Raw genomic sequence first — 22,119 nt, forward strand, 5'->3', positions numbered from 1 at the left:
CAACATGCCCAGCCGCCGACATCGCACGCTCGACCTCGCGACGCTCGCGCTGCACGCGGGCGACGACCAGCACGATGCCGATACGCCGGTCGTCTCGCCCATTTATCAATCGGTAAACTTCAATCAGGAAGTCGGGACCGCCGAGGGGTTGCGCTACCCTCGTTATGGCAATTCGCCGAACGCGGAGACCGTGCAGCGTCGGGTTGCCGCCCTCGAGGGTTCGGAGGCGGCAGTCCTGCTCGCCAGCGGACAAGGCGCAACGGCGTGCGCGCTGCTCGCGCTGCTGCGTCCCGGCGACCATCTCCTGGCGAGCGCGTGGATCTACGGCGGAACGCAACGCCTCTTCTCGCAGGAGTTCGCGACGCTCGGCATCGACGTCTCGCTCCTCGATCCCACCGAGACTCGCGTCTGGCGACGCAAGATGCGCAAGGAGACGCGCGCGATCTTTCTCGAGTCGCCGGTGAATCCCACGTGTCGCGTGCTCGACCTTCGCCCGGTGAGCCACTTCACACAGGAAGAAGGGATCGCGCTCGTCGTCGACTCGACATTTGCAAGCCCGGTGAATCTGCGACCGATCGAGCACGGCGCCGACGTCGTCATTCATTCGGCAACGAAGTATCTCAACGGCCACCACGACGTGTTAGGCGGCATCGTCTGTGGGACCGAGGCGTACATCGAAGAAGTCCGGCAGAAGATGACGCTCTGGGGCCAGGCGCCGGATCCGTTCGCCTCGTGGCTGCTCGAGCGCGGTCTCAAGACGCTCGACGTGCGTATTCGACGCCACAACGAGAACGCGATGCAGATCGCGCAGTGGTGCAGCGAACGCAAGGAAATCAAGCGCGTGCACTACCCAGGACTCCCATCACACCCTGATTACGAGGTCGCGCGCACGCTTCTTGATGGGTTCGGCGGCATGATGGCGCTCGAACTCTCTGGCGGAGCGCGCGCCGCCGAGCGGTTCGTGCGGAAGCTCAAGTTGTTCCGGCACGCCCCCAGTCTCGGCGGTGTGGACTCCCTCGTCTCGGAACCGCGTTTCACGTCACACGAGCACGTGGAGCCGGAACAGCGAGCGCGCGCCGGCGTGCCTGACGGATTTCTCCGTCTCAGCGTCGGCATCGAGTCGGCCGTAGACCTCATCGCCGATATCGAGCAGGCGCTTCGCTGAGTACTGCATGACGGAACTCGCACGACCAACTCTCGGAGATCGCAGGCGCACCGAGCGCCGTACGAATCAGAATCTCGCCGAGCTGACGCTGCCGGAGTTCCGGCGCATGCTAGTGACGACGACGCTGTTCGTCATCGTCCTCGTGCTGTTCCTCTGGATGGTGCGCACCGTCATTATCGCGACCATCCTTGGCGTCGTGGTCGCCGTGTATCTGCGGCCGGTGTACCTGCGGATCCTCAAGGGCATTCCGAACAAGTCGGCGTCGGCGACGATCACGCTGCTCATTCTGATCGTTCCCGTCATCGCGTTGCTGATCTACAGCTACATGGAAGTCGCCGATGTCGCGACGTACGTCGACGCGCATCGAACCGAGATCGCCGGGAAGATCGATGCCGCGCTGCACCGTCTTCCGTTCATGCAGAACGCGAACACGGGCGAATCAGTCGAACGTTGGGTCGTCATCGCGTCGAACTACGGCACGAGCATACCTAACGCGATTCGCGCCGCACTCGGCACCTTCGCGATTGCCGCGACGATTTTCGTGTTTACGGCGTTCTACTTCATGATCGACGCCGAACGCATTGCCGCCTACCTGCGAAGCAAGATCGCACCGCGGTATCAGGAGCTGATGGCGTCGCTCGAGGAAAACGTGCGGGGCGTACTGTACGGCGCGATCTATTCGACTTTTCTGACACAGGCGATCAAGTCAGTAATCATTCTCTTGATGAACCTGGCCTTTCACGTTCCACTGGCCGGTGTCCTCGCGATTCTGTCTTTCATCATTGGCTTCTTCCCGATCGTCGGCTCGTGGAGCGTGTATGTTCCCGTCGCGTGCTGGCTGGCCATCTTCCGCGACGCCCCGGGCCAGGCGGTCGTCATGCTGTTGATCGGATTCTTCGTGAACACGATCTACATTTCGACCTTCCTCCGACCCAAGATCGCCGCCGAGCGATCGAAGGTCCTGAACTTCTACTGGATGTTGGTGGGTCTTGTGACGGGCGTGTATACGTTCGGGCTGGTGGGGATTCTACTGGGCCCAATCGTGATTGGCCTGCTCAAGGCCATCCTCGATACAATCACGACGAGCGCCAATTGGCGACTGTTGGACGCGGATGGTGACGGTCTTACCGACGATGCGTCTGACAGTATGCCATGATTCGCTTCACCAAAGTCACCAAGGAATACCCACGCCTCGGCGCGGCGCTGAGCAACGCTTCATTCAGCGTGGCCAAGGGCGAGTTCGTGTTCCTCACCGGGCCGAGCGGCGCCGGGAAGAGCACGATTCTCAAGCTCATCTACATGGAAGAGCGCCCGACGAGCGGTGAAGTTCGCGTCGGCGGCATGAGCTCGGTGACGATTCGACATCGGGAAGTCCCAAAGCTCCGTCGGCGGCTCGGGATCGTCTTCCAGGATTTCCGTCTGCTGGAAGATCGAACCGCGGAAGCCAACGTCGCCTTTGCGCTCGAGGTCACCGGCGCTCCGCGCTCGGCGATCGGAAACAAAGTCGCCCGCGTCCTGACGCAGGTTGGGTTGGCATCGAAGGCGACGTCCTATCCGCGACAGCTCTCGGGTGGTGAGCAACAGCGCGTCGCGATTGCACGTGCGCTCGTCAACGATCCTCTCTTGCTGGTCGCGGACGAGCCGACGGGCAATCTCGACGACCGCGCAACCCGCGGCGTGTTTCAGCTCCTTCGCGAGATCAACGCCAGTGGAACGGCCGTCATCATGGCGACCCACAATCTCGAGCTGATTCGCCGCTCCGACTGCCGTACCATCGAGCTCAATCACGGTCAGATCGTGTTCGACTCTGCCGAAGCGGCGCAAGCCGCCATCGAGCGGTTCGCCGAATAACTACGCCCCGGACCTATGCCAGCAGCTCGCGACGCCTTCTCCGCCTTTCGGCGTGCCCCGCTTCTCAGCGCGTTGAGCATAACGACGATTGCGTTTTCACTCTTCGCCGTTGGTCTGTTCGGGCTTGTCGTGCTCAACATTCGTCAGGCGCTGGAGAAGCTCGAGGAGCGCGTCGAGATTCGGGCCTTCGTATCGGAGAAGACACCGGTCGAGCAGATCGCGCTCGCTGCGGGTGACGTCGCCAGATATCCAGAGGTGCAGAGCGTCGATCTCGTGACGCAGGAGCAAGCGCTCGAGCGCGCGCGGCGCGAGCTGGGTGAGTTCAAGGATGTGTTCGAAGCGGAGTTCTTGCCACCGTCGATCGACATCCGCCTGAAACCGGGATATCGCGATCCGGAATCGGTGAAGCAGGTCGCCGCTCGACTCAAAGCGTTGCCGATCGTCGACGACGTCCGGTTCGGCGAAGAGTGGATCGCGCAGCTTTACCGTTTGCGCAACATCGCCGGCGTCGCCGGCGTCGCGCTCGGGCTCGCGTTTGCCGCGGTCGCGGTGATCATCATCGGCTCGACGATCCGCATGGCGGTGCTCGCGCGCAGCCGCGAGATCTCGATCATGCGCCTCGTCGGAGCGACGGACGGCTACATCCGCCGGCCCTTTCTGATCGAAGGGTTCATGAAGGGGGTGCTTGGCGGTGCGCTGGCGTTGTGCCTAACGTGGCTCGCGATCTGGATCGTAGGCGCGTATCTCAACTTCCAGACCGTCTTCTTCGATCAAACGATCGCGATCGTCGGCCTGGCCGGCGGCGCGATGATGGGGTTCTTCGGGAGCGCCTTTTCGGTTGGCCGACATCTGCGGCGGGTGTAACCATGGGCGGAGCGCGAAGCGTTTGGCGTAGAGGGTTGCTCGGTGCCCTGGCGCTGACGATTGCTTCGGCTGCGCCGCTCCACGCGCAGGACAAGCTTCGCGCGCAGCGGGAAGAGCTCGATCGCATTCGCCAGGAGCGCGCCGACCTCGAGCGACGAATGCTCGAGTTGCGCGCGAGCGTCCACGACCTCTCGGAAGAAGTCGCCAACCTCAACGCGCGGCGCGAGGCGACCGAGCGTCTTGTCGCCGCACTCGATCGCCAGCTGGCGAGCATCAACAGCGACGTCGACGAGGCGTCGCAGAACATGATTCGCACCGAAACCGAGCTCGCCGACAAACGCGCGACCTTGAAGCTGCGACTCGTGGACATCTACAAGCGCGGCCCGCTGTTCACCGCCGAGGTCCTGCTGTCCGCGCAGTCGTTCGGCGAGCTCGTTGCCCGATACAAGTATCTGCATACGCTCGCGCTGCACGACCGCGCGCTCGTCGCGCGTGTCGAGGAGCTACGCGATCAGGTTGGCCGCGATCACGACCGGCTCGTTCACCTTCAGGAGGCGCTCGAGCAGAATCGCAACGATAAGCGCATGGAGGAGGACAACCTTCGCGGCCTGGAGCAGGAGCGCTCGTCGAAGCTGGCCGAGACACAGCTGAGTGCCCGTCGAACGGAGCAGAGTATCGATCGGCTGCGTCGAACCGAGGCGCAGATCGCCACGACGATCGCATCGCTCGAAGCGGACCGGCGGCGCACCGAGAACAGTCGTGGAGTTGCGTCAGCGCACAGCACGAGCTCGATCAAGACGAGCGATTACGGCCAGCTCGACTGGCCCGTTGACGGACCGCTCGTTTACTCGTACGGCAAGGCGCAGACGGCGAGCAATGCGACGATTCGCTGGAATGGCGTCGGCATTCGCGCTGCGGTCGGCACCGCGGTTCACTCGGTCGCCGACGGCACCGTCGTCAGCGTTGGTTCGTTAGGCACGTACGGCACCACGATCATCATCGAGCATGGCGGTGGGGATTATTCCATCTATGGCTCGCTCGCCCGCGCCGACGTGCGATTGCATGAAACCGTGACCAAGGGCCAGCAGATCGGCACGGTCGGCGTCTCCGATCCCGATTTACCTCCGCATCTTCATTTCGAGATCCGGCATGGCGGCCCGGCGGTCGATCCGGCGAGCTGGCTCCGCGGCGAGCGATAAACGAGAGATATGAACGTCACCAAGCGCTGTACGGTATGCGCCCGGTTTCGCGCGTACGAGGTCGAGGACCGTTACTGCGTCGTCTGCGGCCACGAGTCGCTCGAAGGTGAATGCGCCTGCGGCCGCCGCTACGACTACCTGCGCGACGAAGACGATGAGGTGACGCTGCACTGCCCTCGTTGCGGAAAAGTCCTGCGCGGACGTCAGAAAGAATACGATGCCTGAGCGGCCGCGGCCGCCAAAGAAGATCGTCCGAAAGAAGCCAGCGCCAACCAATCTCCTGCTCGGCGCGCACATCTCGATTGCCGGCGGCACGTCTCAAGCGCCGGCCCGCGCCAGAGCGATCGGCGCGACGGCGATGCAGATCTTCACGAAGATGGCCAGTCGTTGGGCGGAGCGCGCATGCGCCGACGACGAATGCATGGCCTTTCGCGCCGCGCTCGCGGACACGGATGTGCGCGCGACCGCGGCACATGATTCGTACTTGATAAACCTCGCGAGCCCGGACCCGACGCTGCGTCGTCGCTCGATCGAGTCGTTCGTTGCCGAGCTCGCGCGTTGCGAGGCACTCGGTCTCGACTACCTCGTCTCGCATCCGGGCAACTACATCGACGACCGGGCCAGCGGCATCCAACGCAACGCCGACGCGATTACCGAGTCGCTCGAGCGTGTGCCGGGCAGGACGGTGCTCTGCATGGAGCTCACGTCGGGTGCGGGGACGGCCATCGGATCCTCGTTCGAGGAGCTTGCGCAACTCATCGAACGCGTAGTACCGAACGGTCGCGAGCGTATGGGAGTTTGCGTCGACACATGCCACGCCTACTCAGCCGGCTATGATCTCGTTCGCGACTTCGACAACGTCTGGCGGCGCTTTGCCGACATCGTCGGGATGCCGCGCCTTCGAGTGATGCACCTCAACGACTCGAAGACCCCCTTCGCGTCGCGCCGCGACCGACACGAACTGATCGGCGAAGGATCGCTCGGCGCAAAACCGTTTCGTCGCATTATGACCGATGAGCGTTTCGTCGCCGTTCCGAAGCTGATCGAAACGCCGAAACTCGACGACGCAACGAAGACGGACTCGCGGATGCTCGCGCGCCTGCGGCGCTACGCGTCGGCACCATTGACCAAGTCCTAACCCTCTTTCCCTCTCACGGTTAGCGGGTCCATTCTGCTATTGTTCTTGTCTGCCCCTATGACAAAGAAACAAGACGCACTCGACTACCACTCGCGCGGCCGACCCGGAAAAATCGCCGTCGTCCCGACGAAGCCGCTGACGAATCAGCGGGACCTCTCGCTCGCCTACTCGCCTGGTGTCGCCGAGCCCTGCCTCGAGATCAAGCGCGACGCGGACCTCGCTTACTCGTACACCGCGAAGGGCAACCTCGTCGCCGTCGTCACCAACGGTACCGCCGTCCTCGGCCTCGGCAATATCGGCGCGCTCGCCGGCAAGCCCGTGATGGAAGGCAAGGGCAATCTCTTCAAGCAATTCGCGGACATCGACGTCTTCGACATCGAAGTCGGTTCGGAGAACGCGGACGACGTCATCAAGTTTTGTCAGCTGCTCGAGCCAACGGTCGGCGGTATCAATCTCGAGGACATTCGCGCTCCGGATTGTTTCTACATCGAGGAAACGCTCCGCAAGACGATGCGGATTCCCGTGTTTCACGATGATCAACACGGGACGGCAATCATCTCCGGTGCGGCACTGCTCAACGCGCTCGAGATCGTCGAGAAAGCGATCGAAGATGTGATCGTCGTTTTCTCGGGTGCAGGAGCCGCGGCCATCTCCACCGCCGAACACTATGTCCGGCTTGGCGTGAAGCGTGAGCATATACTCATGTGTGACCGGCAGGGCGTGATCTACAAGGGCCGCACCGGCGACATGGATCCGTACAAGGCGCGCTTCCAGGTGCAAACCAGGGCGCGCACGATCGCCGACGCACTCGAGGGCGCCGACGTCTTCGTCGGATTGTCCGTCGCCGGCGCGGTCACCGGCGAAATGATCGCGAAGATGGCGCCGAAGCCGATCGTGTTCGCGTTGGCCAATCCCGTACCGGAAATTCTGCCTGACGAGGTCCGCGCGGTTCGCGACGACGCGATCATTGCCACGGGCCGGAGCGACTACCCGAACCAGGTCAACAACGTCCTCGGCTTTCCATTCATCTTCCGCGGCGCGCTCGACGTACGCGCGACCGAGATCAACGAGGAGATGAAGATGGCAGCGACACGCGCGCTCGCGTTGCTCGCGAAGCAGGACGTGCCCGACAGCGTCGCATCGCTCTACGGATTGCGCCAAGTACAATTCGGTCCGGATTACCTGATTCCCTTTCCATTTGACCCGCGTGTCCTGCTCTGGATCGCGCCGGCGGTCGCGTGGGCGGCCGTTGCCAGCGGTGCAGCGAACGACTTCGTCGAGCTCGACGCGTACCGCGAACGCCTCGAGGCGCGACTCGGCCGCGCGCGCGGCGTCATGCGCGGCGTGATCAATCGCGCGAGCTCGAATCCGAAGCGCGTCGTGTATCCCGAAGGTGAGGAGCCGAAGATCATACGAGCCGCTCAGATTGTGGTCGATGAGGGCATTGCCGAGCCCATACTGCTCGGGAACCGTGCCGCCATCGAGCGCGCGGCGTCGCAGATGAGCATTTCGCTGGACGACATCGTGATCGAGGATCCGTCGAGCTCACCATTGCGCGAAGCGTACGCGCACTTCATGTGGGCGAGGCGTCAGCGAAAAGGAATGAGCCTCGAAGAGGCTCGCCGTCGTCTCTACAACGGCAATTACTTTGGATCGTGCATGGTCGCTCGGGGCGATGCGGATGCCTTGCTCTCCGGCGTCAACCTGCACTATCCCGAGACGATCCGGCCAGCACTCGAGGTCGTGGGAGCCCATCCCAAATCGGGTCTCGTGAGCGGCATGTACATGCTCGTGTTCGAGAAGCACGTGGTATTCTGCGCCGACACGACGGTGAACATCGATCCGACGGCCGAGCAGTTGGCGCAGATCGCATACGCCGCCAGCCGGGTGACACGGAACTTCGGGATCGAGCCACGGATTTCAATGCTCTCGTTCTCGAATTTCGGCTCCGTGCGTCACCCCGAGGCAGAGAAAGTGGCCCGAGCAGTTCAGTTACTGCGGCAGCGCGACCCGTCGTTGATCGTGGATGGAGAGATGCAGGCGGACACGGCTCTCGATACCGAGATTCTTCAGCGCGACTATCCATTCAGCGCGCTCAAGTCCCAGGCGAACGTCCTGATCTTTCCGAACCTGAGCGCCGGCAACATCGCATACAAGTTGCTGGATCACCTGGGTGGGGCAACGGCGATCGGACCTATCCTCGTCGGAATGAGCCGCCCCGTGCACGTACTCGAGCGCGGAGCCGATGTCCAGGACATCGTCAACATGACCGCGGTTGCGGTCGTCGACGCGCAGGGCCGCACACAGCCAGCGGAGCCAGCAGCGGCGCGTACCACGCCGGCGAACGGCATCGCGCCGACAGTCTACTCGAGGTTATGACCCATATGGCAACACAGACGCAACCGCAGCAGGAAGCAGCAGACATTCAAGGACGAGTCGGGTTGGAGGCCCAGGGACTCGAGCCTAACGGCGAGGTCCATTGGAACCTCGTTGCCGCGGTGCTGATCCAGAATGCGGCGCGGCGCGCCGAGGGTGATTTCGCCGAAATGGGACCTTTTGTCGCCATTACTTCACCCCACACCGGGCGGTCTCCGAACGACAAGTTTGTCGTGCGTGAGCCACAGTCGGAACGGGATGTCGACTGGGGCAAGGTGAACCAGCCGATGGCGCCAGAGAAGTTCGAGACACTGCTCGCCGACGTGCGCGCCTATCTGAATGGTCGCGAGGAGCTCTTCGTTCAGGACCTCTACTGCGGGGCTGATCCGAAGTATCGGCTATCGGTTCGCTATGTCTCGCCGAGCGCGTGGCACATGGCGTTCGTCCGGAACATGTTCATTCGGCCGAACGTCGCCGAACTGGCCACCTTCGATCCGAACTTCACCGTGCTTCACGCGCCGGAGTTCCAGGCCGACCCGACGAAACACGGCACGCGCTCCAGCACGTTCATCATTCTGAATCTCGCAAAGCGGATGATCCTCATTGGCGGCACGCGCTACGCCGGTGAGTTGAAGAAGGCCATGTTCACCGTGATGAATTACTACCTGCCTAAGCAGGGCGTTCTGTCGATGCACTGCTCGGCAAACGTCGGCAAGGCGGGAGACTGCGCGCTGTTCTTCGGCCTGTCCGGCACCGGCAAGACGACGTTGTCGGCCGATCCGGAGCGGTCCCTCATCGGCGACGACGAGCATGGATGGTCGACCGAAGGAACGTTCAATTTTGAAGGCGGCTGCTACGCGAAGGTGATCAATTTGTCGGCCGACAACGAGCCAGACATTTATCGTACCACGCAAATGTTCGGCACGATCCTCGAGAATGTGGTCCTCGATCCAATCACGAGAAAGGTGAAATTCGAGGATCAATCGATCACGGAGAATACCCGCGCATCGTATCCGCTACACTACATCCCGCATTTCGTACCTAACGGGCGCGCGGGACATCCGAAGAATATCGTCTTCCTCACGGCAGACGCATACGGCGTTCTCCCACCGGTCGCGAAGCTCACGCGCGATCAGGCGATGTACTACTTCCTCTCTGGCTACACCGCGAAGGTCGCGGGCACGGAGCGTGGGGTGAAGGAACCTCAGGCAACATTCTCGTCGTGCTTTGGCGCGGTCTTTCTCGTTTGGCACCCCTGGACGTATGCGGAGATGCTCGGGCGGCTCATCGAGGAACATCATGCCGACGTCTGGCTCGTCAACACGGGGTGGACGGGCGGCGCGTACGGCGTCGGCACGCGGATGAAGCTCTCGCACACACGGAAAATGGTGCACGCGCTGTTGCGCGGCGATCTCGCGAGCGCGAAGACGATGGTCGATCCAACGTTCGGGCTTGCCGTCCCAACGGAGATCACCGACGTCCCGAAATCGATCCTGCAACCGCGCCAGACCTGGAACGACGGCGCGGCATACGATGCTCAGGCAAAGAAGCTCGCTGGCATGTTCCAGGAGAACTTCAAGAAGTTTGAATCGTTTGTCAGCGAAGCGGTTCGCAGTGCAGGTCCCCGGGTCTGAGCGTTCGGCCCTATGCCAGAATTGGGTTCGTTCATGACAGATCTCGGGAAAGCGGCCGAGCTTGAGGCTCGAGAGGTGTGGGACGCGAATTGTGCGAAGGGGGCGAATCCAAGCGTGCGCACGAAAGCGATGATCGCGCAAGCCCATGATTGTGAATGGCTGGAGGATTGAGAACCTCGCGCCCGGTTCGTCGCCTTCACCAAGAAGGATCTCGCGAGAGGAGTGCCCGCTCGACAGCGCTGCAAGGCCAGTCGATTGGATTCGCTTCAGATTGGCGTCATTGGCGTCCAAAGATCTTGATCTCTTTTCGCCGCACCGCCGGCGCGGAATGTGTGCGACCTCGGTTTACGCTCTGAATTTTGATTTATGCACCAAAGCCGCTCGCTGATGGCGCGTGAGATGCCCGAGCGACAAATGGAGATCATCCGCGATCCGTTGTGGAACAATATCGCCGTCGACACGTTGGCGATGCGACTCGTCGATACGCCGGCATTCCAGCGTCTCCGCTACGTGCGTCAGTTGGGCCTCGCGTTTCTCGTCTATCCCGGCGCCACGCACACCCGATTCGAGCACGCGCTCGGCACATATCATCTCGCTCGACGCGCGCTGGCGCTCCTCGATGAGCGAGGCGCCCTCGCGGGCATCTCGAAGGTCGATTGCTCCACCGTCCGCGTCGCCGCGCTGTTGCACGACATCGGTCACTATCCCTTCTCCCATGCGCTCGAGGAGATCGGCGCGCTGCATCACGAGGAGGTTGCGCGGCCGCTGATCACGAGCGGCGCCGTTGCCGACGCGCTGAGCGGCGCGATGAGTGACGACACCCCCGATCAGATCATGGCGCTCATTCGCGGCGCCAGCGCGAGTCCCTTGCAGCGTCTCATCTCGGGCTCACTCGATCTCGACAAGCTCGATTACCTGCGACGCGATGCCTTTATGTGCGGCGTGCCATACGGCGAGATCGACGTCGATCGTCTCTTGAATTCACTCACGGTGGTGCAGGCAGACGACGGCGCGGAGATCGGCATCGTCGAGAAGGGGCTCTCGGCACTCGAATCGCTGCTCTTCGCCCGGTACCAGATGTACCGCAATGTGTACTGGCATCACGCGGTGCGAAGCGCGACGGCGATGTACAAGCGCCTCGTCGAAGATGCCGTGAACGCCGGCTCGCTCGACGCGGCGACCCTGGCCGGCTTCACCGATGAGGGTTTGCTACACGATCTGGCACGGCGAGCACCGAGCCCGTTGCTCGTCGCCTTGCGTGAGCGCCGGCTCTTCAAACGCGCCTTCCAGTGTCCCGCCGGCGACCTGGCGCCCGAGGCAGCCGAGTGGATCGCGGATGATCGAACGCTCACTCGGCGCGTCGAGGATGCGGTTGCCGCAGAGCTCGGGCTGAACCGGGGGGAGCTCCTGCTCGACTATCCCACCAAGACACAGATGCTGGGTCTGGACATCCCGGTGCAACGGCGCAACGGCGACGTATTTCGCCTCACGACGCACGGCGAAGGGGCGATCAACCTGCCGAAGCTTGCCGAGGAATTCTATCGGTCCGCGCGATGGTTACGCGTGTTCACCCGTCGTCCCGTTCAACTGCGTCGCGACCAGGTCCTCGGAATAGTCACGCGCTCGCGTGACGACGTGTGTTCATCTCTCGATCACGGTCGATCGCTACTCCTGTCATCCTGAGGAGCCCTTCGCTCCTCAGGATGATGGAGACGGCCTAACGCTTCGGCGCAAAAGTCAAGGTCGGTCGCGGCGATGGCTGGATGAGCTTTAATGATTTGACGCCGCCATTGGCCATCTCGTACTCGACGAAGAATCCCGCCGGCACATTGTTCCCCGTCATGCGGAATCGCGTCGGCGAGTCTGCGAGAAGGGTGTACACCGGCTGACCCGGCACCGTCAGCTTCAACTCGCCGTCGTACGTCACGTCAATCGCGAGCGCCGGCGTCTCGGAGACGAACTTCCCCGTGAGCCTGCCGGCCTCGTTCGCCGCAAGTACGATCTTCCGCGACGTGTCGGCGGCCTCGGGACGGCGGCTGAAAGTACCGATCCCCTCGAAGTCGACGCTCTTGACCTTGCCGTCAGCGCCTAACGCGAACGTCACGAAGCTGGGACCCACCGCACGGTTGGTCCACTTTGCGCGGAACGTGTCGTAGTGCCAGTGCTCGAGCTCTCCGTCGAATGCCGTGCCATACGACATCTTGAGCACGCCATTCGCGAACCGAACGTTCGCGTCGCCGTACATGCTGTCGCTGTACACACCGACGTACTGGTCGAGCGAGAGTGACGGTTTGGTGTTCACCGCGCGCTGAGCGAGACGCTTTTGTTCGGCCTCCTTGGCTTGCGCACGCAACTTATCGTACTGCTTGAGGAATTCACCGTTCCAGTCACGTGCCGGCTCGCTGAGCAGTGCGTCGAACATGCGGTACATCGCAATCGCCGGCACCGGCGACCCATTCGCGTTCGTGAGGATCACCATGCCCAGCTTCTCCTCCGGCATCAGCGCGACCATCGCGCTCATTCCATCGATGTTGCCGCCGTGCTGATCGAGCTCGCGTCCTCGATAATCCTGGAGGAACCAGCCCATCCCGTACGCCTCGAGATGCGTGTACGGATTGATCTGCTTCGAGTCCGCGCCGACGGGGATCGTCATCTGTGACGTGTGCGTCTCGCCGAGCGCGGACGGGCTGACGAGCGACTTGCCGTTGACGCTGCCTTGCGCGAGCTGAAAGCGAACCCACTTGATCATGTCCGCCACGTTCGAGTTGATCGCGCCAGCCGGTCCAATATTGTCGATGTTGTGCCACGGCACGACGATCAACGTGTCGTTGACCTCGACGTGCGGCGTCGCGACGTTCGTCTTGCCGGCAAGGTCGCGGACCGACGTGTTGCTCTCCGTCATGCCTAACGGCATGAAGATCCGCTCGCGCACCAGCTCGTCCCACGATTTGCCGGCGGCGTGCGCGACGGCCTGTCCGGCGGCCAGGTACATGATGTTCTGGTAGCCGAAGTGGGAACGAACGCTCCAGGTCGGCTTCAGGAAACGCACCCGGCGCAGGATCTCGTCGCGATCGTAATCCGTGGCGTACCACATCAAGTCGCCGCGCTCGAGGCCACTCCGGTGCGTGAGCAGATCGCGCAGCGTGAGCTCGCGCGTGACGTACGGATCGAAGAGCTGCAAGCCGGGCAGGTACTTCGTCGCGGCATCGTCCCAGTGCATCTTGCCCTGATCGACCATCATGGCGGCGAGCGTCGCGGTGAACGCCTTCGAGCTCGACCCGATCGCGAAGAGCGTATGCTCATCCACCGGCTGTGTCGTTCCCATCGTGCGCGTGCCGTAACCCTTCATCAGCACGATCGAGTCGTTCCTGACGACCGCGATCGCGAGGCCTGGCACGTTCCAGTCCTGCATCGCCTTTGCGATGTACTGGTCGAATCCCGCGAGCGAGGGCTTCGGGGCAGGTTTTTGTGCGAGTGCCGGCGTGACACACGTCAGCGCGGCAAGGGCGAAGGCCGTGCGCAGTGCAGAGCGACGCATTTGCATTGGGGACCTCGGGAGGGGAATCGAACGCAGCGCGGCCAATATCGCGCTTCGCACGGCGACGCGAAAGCTACCTTCCTAGCGCGCTTCCTGTTCCAGCGGCCGTTCGCGTCCTCTCGCTTCAGCGAGCTTGCGGGCGATGCCGCGATAGAACGCCGCGTCGTCGCGCCGGCCTTCCTCGTCGAGACTCAGGGCGGCGCGCTCGAGCGCGTAGAGAATGTTTCCAAGGTACAGCGCGGCAATGCTCGCGACCGTCTCGTCCGTCATGACACCCGCGGCTGGGTGGCCATCGGCCCAGTCGGCGTATCAGTGCGCGCGCCATCGACGTCGGTAATCTCGACGACGATCGCCGTTATGTTGTCGAGTCCACCGCGGCCGTTCGCCTCGGAGATCAATGCGTGCACCTTGCGATCCGGTGTTGCCCGCGAGATGAGCAGTGTCTGAAGACGGCGATCGTCCACCATTCCGGTGAGGCCGTCGCTCGCGACGAGGAACACGTCGCCGAGCTTTACCTCACCGCGGTACACGTCGGGTTCCACCTCGGGGCTCGCGCCGACGCAGCGCGTGATCACGTTGCTGTACGGGTGATAGCGCGCCTGCTCCGGCGTGAGGAACCCGGCGTCGACCTGCTCCTGTACGTACGAGTGATCCTTCGTGAGCTGGATGAGGGCTCCATCGCGAAGGAGGTAGACGCGCGAGTCGCCAACCTGGCCGATGAGATACCGGCGTCCGGCGATGAGCAGCACGGACACCGTCGTACCCATCCCCTGCTTGTCGACCTCCGTCAGCGTTCGGTCATGGATCTTCCGATTCGCGTTCTTGAGAGCATCGGTGATCAGCCGATCGACACCATTGGTCTCGAGATCGCGAATTTCAAGGAGATCCCGCCGCACGATTTGTACGGCCATTTCGCTCGCGACCTCGCCCGCAGCGTGGCCGCCCATGCCATCCGCAACGATGAAGAGGCCGCGCTTGTCGTCCGTCTCCGCCGCGAAATTGTCTTCGTTGCCGGAGCGGATCATCCCGACATCGGTCCGAGCAGCGTGAAGCAGACGCACTATCAACTCGTCAGCTCTTCAAGAGGTAGAAAGCAACAGCGACGGCGGCGATCACGATGATAACCCACTTCCACGCGAAACCTCCACCTGTCGCACGCTCGGGCGCCGCGACAGGCGCTGGCTTCGCCGGCGCGGTCGCTCGCGGTTGACGCGGTGGGATCTTGCTCCGATCGATCGGCGTCGACGCAATCGCGCGCGTGCTCTTCGCGGCCGGCACCGGCACATCGGCGGCCCGGAACGTCAGCTTCACTCCGCCAAAGCGTACATCCGGCGCACCGTCGAGCCGCCGCTCGTGCGTGAGTCGCGAGCCACCCACATATGTACCATTCGTCGAGCTCAGATCGATGAGATACCAACCATCCTCTCGACGCTGCAGCTTCGCGTGGATATCCGACACGCTGTCGTCGTCGATGACGACGTCGTTGTGCGTGCCCCGACCGACGTGCGCGAGCGGCACGCGCACCTCAAAGCGCTTCCCGCGTGACACGCCCTCGTTGATGACCTCGAGGATGGCCAGCACCGGTCGAGAATCGGCAGCTGCCGGCGCTGCCAGCCCTGCCGGTGACGGCTGTGCGGCAGCAGCAGCCGGCGCGGGCTCGGGCGCGGGTGCATCGGGCACCGCGGAAACACGAAGCGTCGTGTCGGCGGGCGCTGCGGGCGCGACGGATGGCATCGGCCCCGCGGTGTCGTCGCTCGTCGACGATGGTTGCTTCGGACGCTCTGCACGTGCGCTCGTGGCAACTGGAGCGGGAGAAGCGGGCGCTTGCGAAGTCAGAGGCGTCGCCCCGGCCGGCATCGTCGCTGCCGGCATCGTTCCGGAAATGATCACGTCCGCGTAAAAACGAAATTCCTCGCCGCCAACGCGAACCACGTCCGATCGATTGAGCACTTGCGACTGCAGAACGCGTACGCCATTCACGTGCACGCCGTTCGTGCTGTGATCATGCAACAGATATCCGCGCTCGGACGGAACGATTTCGGCGTGCCGTCGCGAGACTTCGTTCTGCGCGACGACGACATCGGAGCTTGCGTCCCGCCCAATCGTGATCCCGCGCTCGGGCACGAGATACTCCTTTCCGTCGACGAGTGACACGAGACGTCCACCGGAGCCGATCGTCGCACGAGGCGCGCCGGGACGCTTTTCGAGGATGGACCGCACCTCGCTTTGCATCACGTGACGCGTTGTCCCGCCCTTGGTATCCTCCGCATAAAACAGCTCGCGCCCAGCGACCTCGATCTTGTCGCCGTGCATCAAGGGCGTGGGCTCGGCGCCGAGCGGAACACCGTTCACTTTCACGGCGGCATCGCCACTGCGCTGGATCACCGACTGACCCTCGGCGAGGTCGATCACCGCCTGCGTCCCAATGCGTTCATCGTCTGAGACCCGAATGTCGACGTCGGCACCGCCACCGAGTCGCGTCTTACCAGGCCCGAGCGTGTGTTGACTGTCATTGATTCGGAGGACCGGCATCGGTTACGCTGGCGCGGCGGACAGTCGCGCGCTGAGCGCGCGCGAACCCGGAAGCTCCTGCGAGCGCAGCGAGCAGGGGTCGGCAGAAACTACTCCAGCCCCCGCAACGCTCGCAAGCGGTGAAAAATGCGATAGTTGACGCGTTGCACGCGCGCAACGGACGATACGTGAACCGCTCACATTCCGCTGACGAGCGCGTCCCTGCCAGCTGTGCGCTCCCTCCCGCTGCCTCGTCCAACGGCCGCTCCGGTCTGCAATCGATACAGTCGCTCGTACAGACCACCTTTCGCCATCAACTGCCGATGCGTACCGCGTTCGCGCACTTGACCATGGTGAAGCACGAGGATCTCGTCTGCTCCCACGATCGTGCTCAGGCGATGCGCAATCGCGATTGTAGTGCGACCGCTCATCAGCACGGCGAGCGCGCTCTGAATCTCCGCCTCGATCTCGCTATCGACCGCGCTCGTCGCCTCATCGAGAATCAGCAGCGCCGGATCGGCGGCGATCGCGCGAGCGAATGAGAGAAGCTGTCGCTCCCCAACGCTGATCGACGCTCCCCGCTCGCCGAGCACGTGCGAGTATCCCTCCGGCAGGCGACGAATGATGCGATCGGCGCCCACACGCGAAGCCGCCGCGGTGACCTGCTCCTCACTCAATGGATTCGACAGACGAATGTTGCTCGTGATGTCACCGGCGAACAGGAAAATGTCCTGCTGTACATAGCCAATCAACGAGCGGAGCTCGTCGATGGGCATCTCACGAATGTCGACGCCGTTTACCGTGATGCGTCCGCGCTGCGGATCATAGAACCGCAGCAAGAGATTCACGATCGTGGTCTTCCCTGCCCCCGTGTGACCCACAAGCGCGAGCGTCTGTCCCGGTTCGGCCCGGAAGCTCACCCCTTTGAGCACCCACTCCGGCGACTGCTCACCTGTCGTCGTTCGCGCCACATGAGCGATGTCATACGCGAACCACACGTCGTGAAATTCGACGGTCACCTTCCGCGAGGTGAGGTGACGCGCTCCGTCCTTCGGCGTCAACGCGGACGTTCCGGCAGCGATTGGCGTGTCGATGAGCTTGAAAATGCGCTCGGACGCTGCCATCGCTTGCTGCAGCATGTTGTACTTATCGGAGAGATCCTGTAGCGGATCGAAGAAGCGCCGCACGAGTTGGAGAAACGCGGCAACCGTCCCCACCGTCAATGCGCCGATCTCTACACGTCGCGCGCCGGCAACGATCAAGCTCGCCAGTGCCACCGTCGTCAGGATTTCGATTGCGGGGAAATAGAGTGCATAGACGCGAATCGATTTGAGATGTGCGTCCAGATGGTCGCGATTCAGTCTGTCGAATCGCGCCGCCTCGTCTCGCTCGCGACTGAAGAGCTGGACGATTCGCATCCCCGTGATGTGTTCCTGCAGGTAAGCATTGATGCGCGCGAGACGCGTTCGAATCTCTCGATAGGCAGAGCGCACAGAGCGTTGGAAGATGCTCGACGTCATCCAGACGAACGGAATCACAGCAAACGACGCCAGCGCGAGTCGCCAATCGATAATGAGCATCAACACGCTGATCGCAACCAGCGTGAAGAGGTCGCCCATTCCCGAGACAACTCCTGCGGTAAAGAGGTCGTTCAGAGACTCGACATCGGACGTAACGCGCGTGATCAGTCGACCGACGGGATTTCGATCGAAGAACGCGACCGGCAGCTCCTGCAGATGCGCAAACAATTCGTGACGTAGATCGCGCATCACGCGCTGGCCAAGCAGACTCGTGAGCAGAGTCTCGCCGTACGAGGCGACGAATGAGAACGCGAGCGCGAGCGCAAAAAGGCCCGCCATTCGACCAGCGGCCGCGACATCGCGCGCGGGTAATGCGACGTCGATGACCCGTTGAGTCAGCATCGGCCCAACGAGTTGAAGCACGCCTTCGCCAGCGAGCAACGAGAGCGACCCCATGACGAGCCACCCGTAAGGCCGCGCGTAACGCAGGAGCCGGCGCATCAGCCGACCGTCGTAGGCTTTCCCGAGTGCGTCTTCCTCGTGGTATTCGGTTACGGGCGACGACATTGTCGTAAGGTAACGGCCCGGGCAGGCCGGTTTCGAGATGCTTCAGTCCGGCTTTACCGGCCGCGCAACGACCACTGTGGTACATCGGTTGCGTTTTTGGCGGGTGCGGTTCTACCCCCAATTTTTGGAGGAGACAGTATGGGTATCGTAGCGTGGATAGTTCTGGGCCTCATCGCCGGCGCAATTGCGAAGGCGATCATGCCGGGCAAAGATCCAGGCGGCGTCATCGTGACGATTCTCATCGGGATCGTAGGTGCGTTCCTTGGTGGGTTCCTCGGCAATCTGGTTACTGGAACCGGGTTGAATGGATTTTCATTGTGGAGCATTCTGCTCGCAGTACTCGGTGCGCTGTTGTTGCTGTGGATTTATCGAATGACAACCCGGGGCCGGCCGACGACACCTACCGTCTGACGCAAGGCCGCTCGTAGGACGTCACAGGGCCGGCGCGATGACGCGCCGGCCACTTTTTTTGTGCTTTATCGAGATGTTCTTCTCTGGACTTATAGCTTTGAGCCGACAGCTGACCTTCCTTTCGAAATGCCCCTCTGGCTCTATTGGCTCGTTCTCGGCCTCATCGCCGGGTCACTCGCGAAGTGGATTCTGCCGGGCCGAGATCCGGCCGGATGTCTGTTCACCATCCTCCTGGGAATCGGCGGCGCGTTGTTAGGCGGTCTTATCGGCTCGTATGTCGGCTGGGGAAAGGTCACCCAGGGCGAGCTCGATCTCCGTTCGATCGGTATTGCGACAGTCGGGGCCATCGTGGTGCTCATCATCGGCAGGATCCTGCGCGCCTTGACAAAGCGCACGTGACCGCGCCCTTCGGTTAACTTTCGCCCCATGAAGGACGCCATCGTCGTGCGGGGCGCGCGACAACACAATCTCAAAGGCTTCGATCTTCGAATTCCGCGACGGGCATTCACCGTCGTCACTGGCCCATCGGGCTCCGGGAAATCATCCCTCGCCTTTGACACCATCTACGCCGAGGGCCAGCGCCGATATGTCGAGTCGTTGTCCGCCTATGCGCGGCAATTCCTCGAGCGCATGGAGAAGCCGGACGTCGACTCCATAGATGGCCTCTCGCCGGCCGTTGCGATCGAGCAGAAGAATCCCACGAAGACGTCTCGATCGACGGTTGGAACGGCCACGGAGATTTACGACTACCTCCGCTTGCTCTGGGCGCGGATCGGACGCACGTATTGCCCGCTCTGCGGGCGCGAGATGAAGCCGGATAGGGTGCAGTCGGTTGCCGATGCCGTCGCCGAGCTCACCCCGGGCACTCGCTTCTCCGTTGCCTTTCCGCTTCGAATGTCGGACGAGGTGACGCACGAGGTCGTCGTCGACAACCTGCGCGCCGCCGGTTTTCTTCGACTCAGCATCGACGGGACCGTTAGGCATCTCGACGAGCTGGATGCACTGCCGATCGATGTGACCTTCGCGAAAGAAGTACTCGTCGTCGTCGATCGTCTCGCGGCTGGCGACGACGCACGCGGCCGACTCGTCGATGCCGTCGGGACAGCATTTCGCGAGGGCGACGGAGACTGCGTGATTCTCTTCAACGAGGCGGTGACGTCGCCGCGATTCCCACTTGCCGCCTCACGATGGCGCTTCACCGAGCGGTTCGAGTGCGCGAACGATGGGACGCGCGCACCCGCCCCGACGCCGCAGCTATTCTCGTTCAATAGTCCGCGCGGAGCATGCAAACGTTGTAACGGATTCGGCGCGACGCTCGAGTACGATGAGGCGCTCATCGTTCCCTATCCGGATCGTTCGCTGCGCGATGGCGCGATCGATCCGTGGCGCATGCCGCGTTATGACAATAAGCGTCGAGCACTTTCGGAATACGCAAAGCGCGAGCGCATACCGACCGATGTCTCCTGGCAGAAGCTCTCCGCGGCGCAGCGGCAGAAGCTGCTGCACGCGCGCGTACGCGGCTACAAGGGCATTTTCCCGTTTCTCGTCGATCTCGAGGAAAAGCGCTACAAGCAGTACATCCGCGTATTCCTCCGACAGTATCAGAGCGCTCGTGAATGCCCCGATTGCCACGGCGCCAAGCTGCAACCTGAATCGCTGCAGGTTCGAGTCAACGACCGCAGCATTGCCGAGGTGAGCGAACTGCCGGTCGACCGGCTGCTCGAGTGGATGTCGTCGGTCTCGTTGACGGCGTTCGAGCGCGAGGTTGCTGCCCACATCCTCAAGGAGGCGCGCGATCGCGTCCAGTTCCTGTGCGAGGTGGGACTCAATTACCTGACGCTCAATCGGGCGACGCGAACGTTGTCGGGCGGCGAATCGCAGCGCATCGGTCTCGCGAATTCCTTGGGATCGCAGCTCGTCGATACACTCTACGTGCTCGACGAGCCGTCGATTGGCCTGCACCCGCGCGACACCGAGCGTCTCCTCCGTCTCCTGCATCGTCTGCGCGACGCGGGCAATACGGTTCTTGTCGTCGAGCACGACCCGGAGACGATCCGCGCGGCCGATTTCATGGTGGAGCTGGGACCGGGCAGTGGCGAGCGTGGTGGACAGGTGGTCTTTGCCGGGCCGATGTCTCGCGTGGCCGAGAGCGCGCTCACCGGCGCGTACCTCACGGGACAGCGCGAGATCCCGCTCCCCGCTCGGCGTCGGCGCATCGGCCCCCGTTGGATCACCCTCACCGGCGCTCGCGAGCACAATCTCAAAGGCCTCGACGTCCGCATCCCGTTAGGCGCGGTAACGTGTGTGACGGGCGTCTCGGGTTCCGGAAAGAGTACGCTCGTGCACGACGTGCTGATGCGGGCGCTCGAGCTCCGCATTCACGGAGAACACAGCGCGAAACGGCATCTTGGCGAGGCTGTCGGTGCATTCGACACGATCACGGGTGTCGAGGCCCTCGACGACGTCGTGATGATCGATCAGAGCCCGATCGGCAAGTCACCGCGGTCCAATCCAGTCACGTACGTCAAGGCGTTCGACGAGATCCGGCGCATTTTTGCCGACGCGCCGCTCAGCCGCCAGCGCGGCTACACGGCGGGCACGTTCAGCTTCAACGTCGCCGGTGGCCGTTGCGAGACGTGTGAGGGCGCGGGCTATCTCGAGGTCGAGATGGTCTTCATGGCCGACGTGTACGTCCCGTGTGACGACTGCGGGGCCAGGCGATTCAAGCCCGAGGTTCTCGACGTGCGAGTGAACGGTCGCACGATCTTCGAGGTACTCGAGCTGACCGTCGACGAAGCAATTCGCTTCTTCCCACGCGAAGAGAAGCTCGGTCAGGCGCTGTGGCAGCTGCAGCAAGTCGGCCTCGGATATCTCCGGCTTGGTCAACCGGCAACGACGCTCTCCGGTGGCGAGGCCCAACGACTGAAGATCGCGCGCGAGTTGGCGCTCGCGAGTAAGAAGAGTGGTAAGAAGCTCTATATCATGGACGAGCCGACCACGGGGCTCCATCTCGAAGACATTCGCCGCCTTGCCCAGGTGTTCGATCGCCTCGTCGACGCGGGGCACACGCTGCTAATCATCGAGCACAACCTCGATGTCATCAAGTTGGCCGACTGGGTGATCGATCTCGGTCCGGAAGCGGGCGATCGCGGCGGCGAAGTGGTGGCGAGCGGGCGTCCGGAAGACGTCGCGCGCATGGAGCAGTCGCACACCGGACGCTGGCTTCGGACCGTGCTGCCCGGTGGCGACCGCCGCGCAGCGCCCCTCACTCTGGAGAGCGCCGTCCTCGTTTGACTTTGCGGGTCCCCTTCCTACCTTTGGTCGCGCCGAGAGCCGGTTTACGAC

At 62.8% G+C, this 22,119-nt stretch carries 18 protein-coding genes; 13 read left to right on the plus strand and 5 right to left on the minus strand.

Going from position 1 to position 22,119, the window contains the following annotated elements; translation table 11 throughout:
- The first annotated feature begins 4 nt into the window (after nucleotides 1-4).
- From VGH98_22840 to VGH98_22885, 10 genes are all read left to right on the plus strand, one after another.
- Entirely contained in the window at nucleotides 5-1,165 is a 1,161-nt protein-coding gene (locus VGH98_22840) for an aminotransferase class I/II-fold pyridoxal phosphate-dependent enzyme (protein HEY2378836.1), read from the plus strand.
- Nucleotides 1,166-1,172: 7 nt separating this feature from the next.
- Entirely contained in the window at nucleotides 1,173-2,321 is a 1,149-nt protein-coding gene (locus tag VGH98_22845) for an AI-2E family transporter (GenBank protein ID HEY2378837.1), read from the plus strand.
- Nucleotides 2,318-3,016 (plus strand): cell division ATP-binding protein FtsE, encoded by a 699-nt coding sequence (ftsE, locus tag VGH98_22850; GenBank protein HEY2378838.1) that lies wholly within the window; start codon nucleotides 2,318-2,320, stop codon nucleotides 3,014-3,016. The genes VGH98_22845 and ftsE overlap by 4 nt, the downstream gene beginning before the upstream one ends.
- 15 nt (nucleotides 3,017-3,031) lie before the next feature.
- Nucleotides 3,032-3,880: a permease-like cell division protein FtsX gene (locus VGH98_22855; GenBank protein ID HEY2378839.1), complete on the plus strand. Its 849-nt coding sequence runs from the start codon at nucleotides 3,032-3,034 to the stop codon at nucleotides 3,878-3,880.
- Nucleotides 3,881-3,882: 2 nt separating this feature from the next.
- On the plus strand, nucleotides 3,883-5,079 hold the full coding sequence (locus VGH98_22860; protein ID HEY2378840.1) for a peptidoglycan DD-metalloendopeptidase family protein: 1,197 nt from the start codon (nucleotides 3,883-3,885) through the stop codon (nucleotides 5,077-5,079).
- A 9-nt stretch (nucleotides 5,080-5,088) separates the two neighbouring features.
- Nucleotides 5,089-5,304, plus strand: a complete 216-nt coding sequence (locus VGH98_22865) for a hypothetical protein (GenBank protein ID HEY2378841.1) — start codon at nucleotides 5,089-5,091, stop codon at nucleotides 5,302-5,304.
- A complete protein-coding gene (locus VGH98_22870) occupies nucleotides 5,297-6,217 on the plus strand; it encodes a deoxyribonuclease IV (protein ID HEY2378842.1) in 921 nt (306 codons plus the stop codon). The genes VGH98_22865 and VGH98_22870 overlap by 8 nt, the downstream gene beginning before the upstream one ends.
- Nucleotides 6,218-6,274: 57 nt before the next feature.
- Nucleotides 6,275-8,596 (plus strand): NADP-dependent malic enzyme, encoded by a 2,322-nt coding sequence (locus VGH98_22875; protein ID HEY2378843.1) that lies wholly within the window; start codon nucleotides 6,275-6,277, stop codon nucleotides 8,594-8,596.
- A complete protein-coding gene (pckA, locus tag VGH98_22880) occupies nucleotides 8,593-10,227 on the plus strand; it encodes a phosphoenolpyruvate carboxykinase (ATP) (GenBank protein ID HEY2378844.1) in 1,635 nt (544 codons plus the stop codon). Before VGH98_22875 ends, pckA begins: the two co-directional genes overlap by 4 nt.
- 399 nt (nucleotides 10,228-10,626) lie before the next feature.
- A complete protein-coding gene (locus VGH98_22885; protein ID HEY2378845.1) occupies nucleotides 10,627-11,910 on the plus strand; it encodes an HD domain-containing protein in 1,284 nt (427 codons plus the stop codon).
- A 34-nt stretch (nucleotides 11,911-11,944) separates the two neighbouring features.
- On the opposite strand, the gene VGH98_22890 is transcribed toward VGH98_22885, so the two are convergent.
- From VGH98_22890 to VGH98_22910, 5 genes are all read right to left on the minus strand, one after another.
- Nucleotides 11,945-13,771, minus strand: coding sequence for a serine hydrolase (locus VGH98_22890; protein ID HEY2378846.1), 1,827 nt, complete (start codon nucleotides 13,769-13,771; stop codon nucleotides 11,945-11,947).
- A 75-nt stretch (nucleotides 13,772-13,846) separates the two neighbouring features.
- Nucleotides 13,847-14,035 carry a hypothetical protein gene (locus tag VGH98_22895; protein ID HEY2378847.1) on the minus strand — a complete coding sequence of 63 codons (189 nt, stop codon included), beginning with the start codon at nucleotides 14,033-14,035 and terminating at the stop codon, nucleotides 13,847-13,849.
- Nucleotides 14,032-14,826: a Stp1/IreP family PP2C-type Ser/Thr phosphatase gene (locus VGH98_22900; protein HEY2378848.1), complete on the minus strand. Its 795-nt coding sequence runs from the start codon at nucleotides 14,824-14,826 to the stop codon at nucleotides 14,032-14,034. Before VGH98_22900 ends, VGH98_22895 begins: the two co-directional genes overlap by 4 nt.
- 10 nt (nucleotides 14,827-14,836) lie before the next feature.
- Complete coding sequence (locus VGH98_22905) at nucleotides 14,837-16,297, minus strand: FHA domain-containing protein (protein HEY2378849.1); 1,461 nt, start codon at nucleotides 16,295-16,297, stop codon at nucleotides 14,837-14,839.
- A gap of 176 nt (nucleotides 16,298-16,473) precedes the next feature.
- Nucleotides 16,474-18,363, minus strand: coding sequence for an ABC transporter ATP-binding protein (locus VGH98_22910; protein HEY2378850.1), 1,890 nt, complete (start codon nucleotides 18,361-18,363; stop codon nucleotides 16,474-16,476).
- A 138-nt stretch (nucleotides 18,364-18,501) separates the two neighbouring features.
- Here VGH98_22910 and VGH98_22915 point away from each other — a divergent pair, with 138 nt between their 5' ends.
- From VGH98_22915 to uvrA, 3 genes are all read left to right on the plus strand, one after another.
- Complete coding sequence (locus VGH98_22915; protein ID HEY2378851.1) at nucleotides 18,502-18,774, plus strand: GlsB/YeaQ/YmgE family stress response membrane protein; 273 nt, start codon at nucleotides 18,502-18,504, stop codon at nucleotides 18,772-18,774.
- Between the two features lie 126 nt (nucleotides 18,775-18,900).
- A complete protein-coding gene (locus tag VGH98_22920) occupies nucleotides 18,901-19,173 on the plus strand; it encodes a GlsB/YeaQ/YmgE family stress response membrane protein (GenBank protein ID HEY2378852.1) in 273 nt (90 codons plus the stop codon).
- Nucleotides 19,174-19,200: 27 nt separating this feature from the next.
- Complete coding sequence (gene uvrA / locus VGH98_22925; GenBank protein HEY2378853.1) at nucleotides 19,201-22,068, plus strand: excinuclease ABC subunit UvrA; 2,868 nt, start codon at nucleotides 19,201-19,203, stop codon at nucleotides 22,066-22,068.
- The last annotated feature ends 51 nt before the right edge of the window (nucleotides 22,069-22,119 follow it).

The sequence above is a fragment of the Gemmatimonadaceae bacterium genome (genome assembly GCA_036496605.1).
Classification (GTDB): Bacteria; Gemmatimonadota; Gemmatimonadetes; order Gemmatimonadales; family Gemmatimonadaceae; genus AG2.

Excerpts from the sequence above, each read along its gene's own strand:
- VGH98_22840 (HEY2378836.1), top strand. The coding sequence starts at position 5 with ATGCCCAGCCGCCGACATCGCACGCTCGACCTCGCGACGCTCGCGCTG.
- VGH98_22845 (HEY2378837.1), top strand. The coding sequence starts at position 1,173 with ATGACGGAACTCGCACGACCAACTCTCGGAGATCGCAGGCGCACCGAG.
- ftsE (HEY2378838.1), top strand. The coding sequence starts at position 2,318 with ATGATTCGCTTCACCAAAGTCACCAAGGAATACCCACGCCTCGGCGCG.
- VGH98_22855 (HEY2378839.1), top strand. The coding sequence starts at position 3,032 with ATGCCAGCAGCTCGCGACGCCTTCTCCGCCTTTCGGCGTGCCCCGCTT.
- VGH98_22860 (HEY2378840.1), top strand. The coding sequence starts at position 3,883 with ATGGGCGGAGCGCGAAGCGTTTGGCGTAGAGGGTTGCTCGGTGCCCTG.
- VGH98_22865 (HEY2378841.1), top strand. The coding sequence starts at position 5,089 with ATGAACGTCACCAAGCGCTGTACGGTATGCGCCCGGTTTCGCGCGTAC.
- VGH98_22870 (HEY2378842.1), top strand. The coding sequence starts at position 5,297 with ATGCCTGAGCGGCCGCGGCCGCCAAAGAAGATCGTCCGAAAGAAGCCA.
- VGH98_22875 (HEY2378843.1), top strand. The coding sequence starts at position 6,275 with ATGACAAAGAAACAAGACGCACTCGACTACCACTCGCGCGGCCGACCC.
- pckA (HEY2378844.1), top strand. The coding sequence starts at position 8,593 with ATGACCCATATGGCAACACAGACGCAACCGCAGCAGGAAGCAGCAGAC.
- VGH98_22885 (HEY2378845.1), top strand. The coding sequence starts at position 10,627 with ATGCCCGAGCGACAAATGGAGATCATCCGCGATCCGTTGTGGAACAAT.
- VGH98_22890 (HEY2378846.1), bottom strand. The coding sequence starts at position 13,771 with ATGCAAATGCGTCGCTCTGCACTGCGCACGGCCTTCGCCCTTGCCGCG.
- VGH98_22895 (HEY2378847.1), bottom strand. The coding sequence starts at position 14,035 with ATGACGGACGAGACGGTCGCGAGCATTGCCGCGCTGTACCTTGGAAAC.
- VGH98_22905 (HEY2378849.1), bottom strand. The coding sequence starts at position 16,297 with ATGCCGGTCCTCCGAATCAATGACAGTCAACACACGCTCGGGCCTGGT.
- VGH98_22910 (HEY2378850.1), bottom strand. The coding sequence starts at position 18,363 with ATGTCGTCGCCCGTAACCGAATACCACGAGGAAGACGCACTCGGGAAA.
- VGH98_22915 (HEY2378851.1), top strand. The coding sequence starts at position 18,502 with ATGGGTATCGTAGCGTGGATAGTTCTGGGCCTCATCGCCGGCGCAATT.
- VGH98_22920 (HEY2378852.1), top strand. The coding sequence starts at position 18,901 with ATGCCCCTCTGGCTCTATTGGCTCGTTCTCGGCCTCATCGCCGGGTCA.
- uvrA (HEY2378853.1), top strand. The coding sequence starts at position 19,201 with ATGAAGGACGCCATCGTCGTGCGGGGCGCGCGACAACACAATCTCAAA.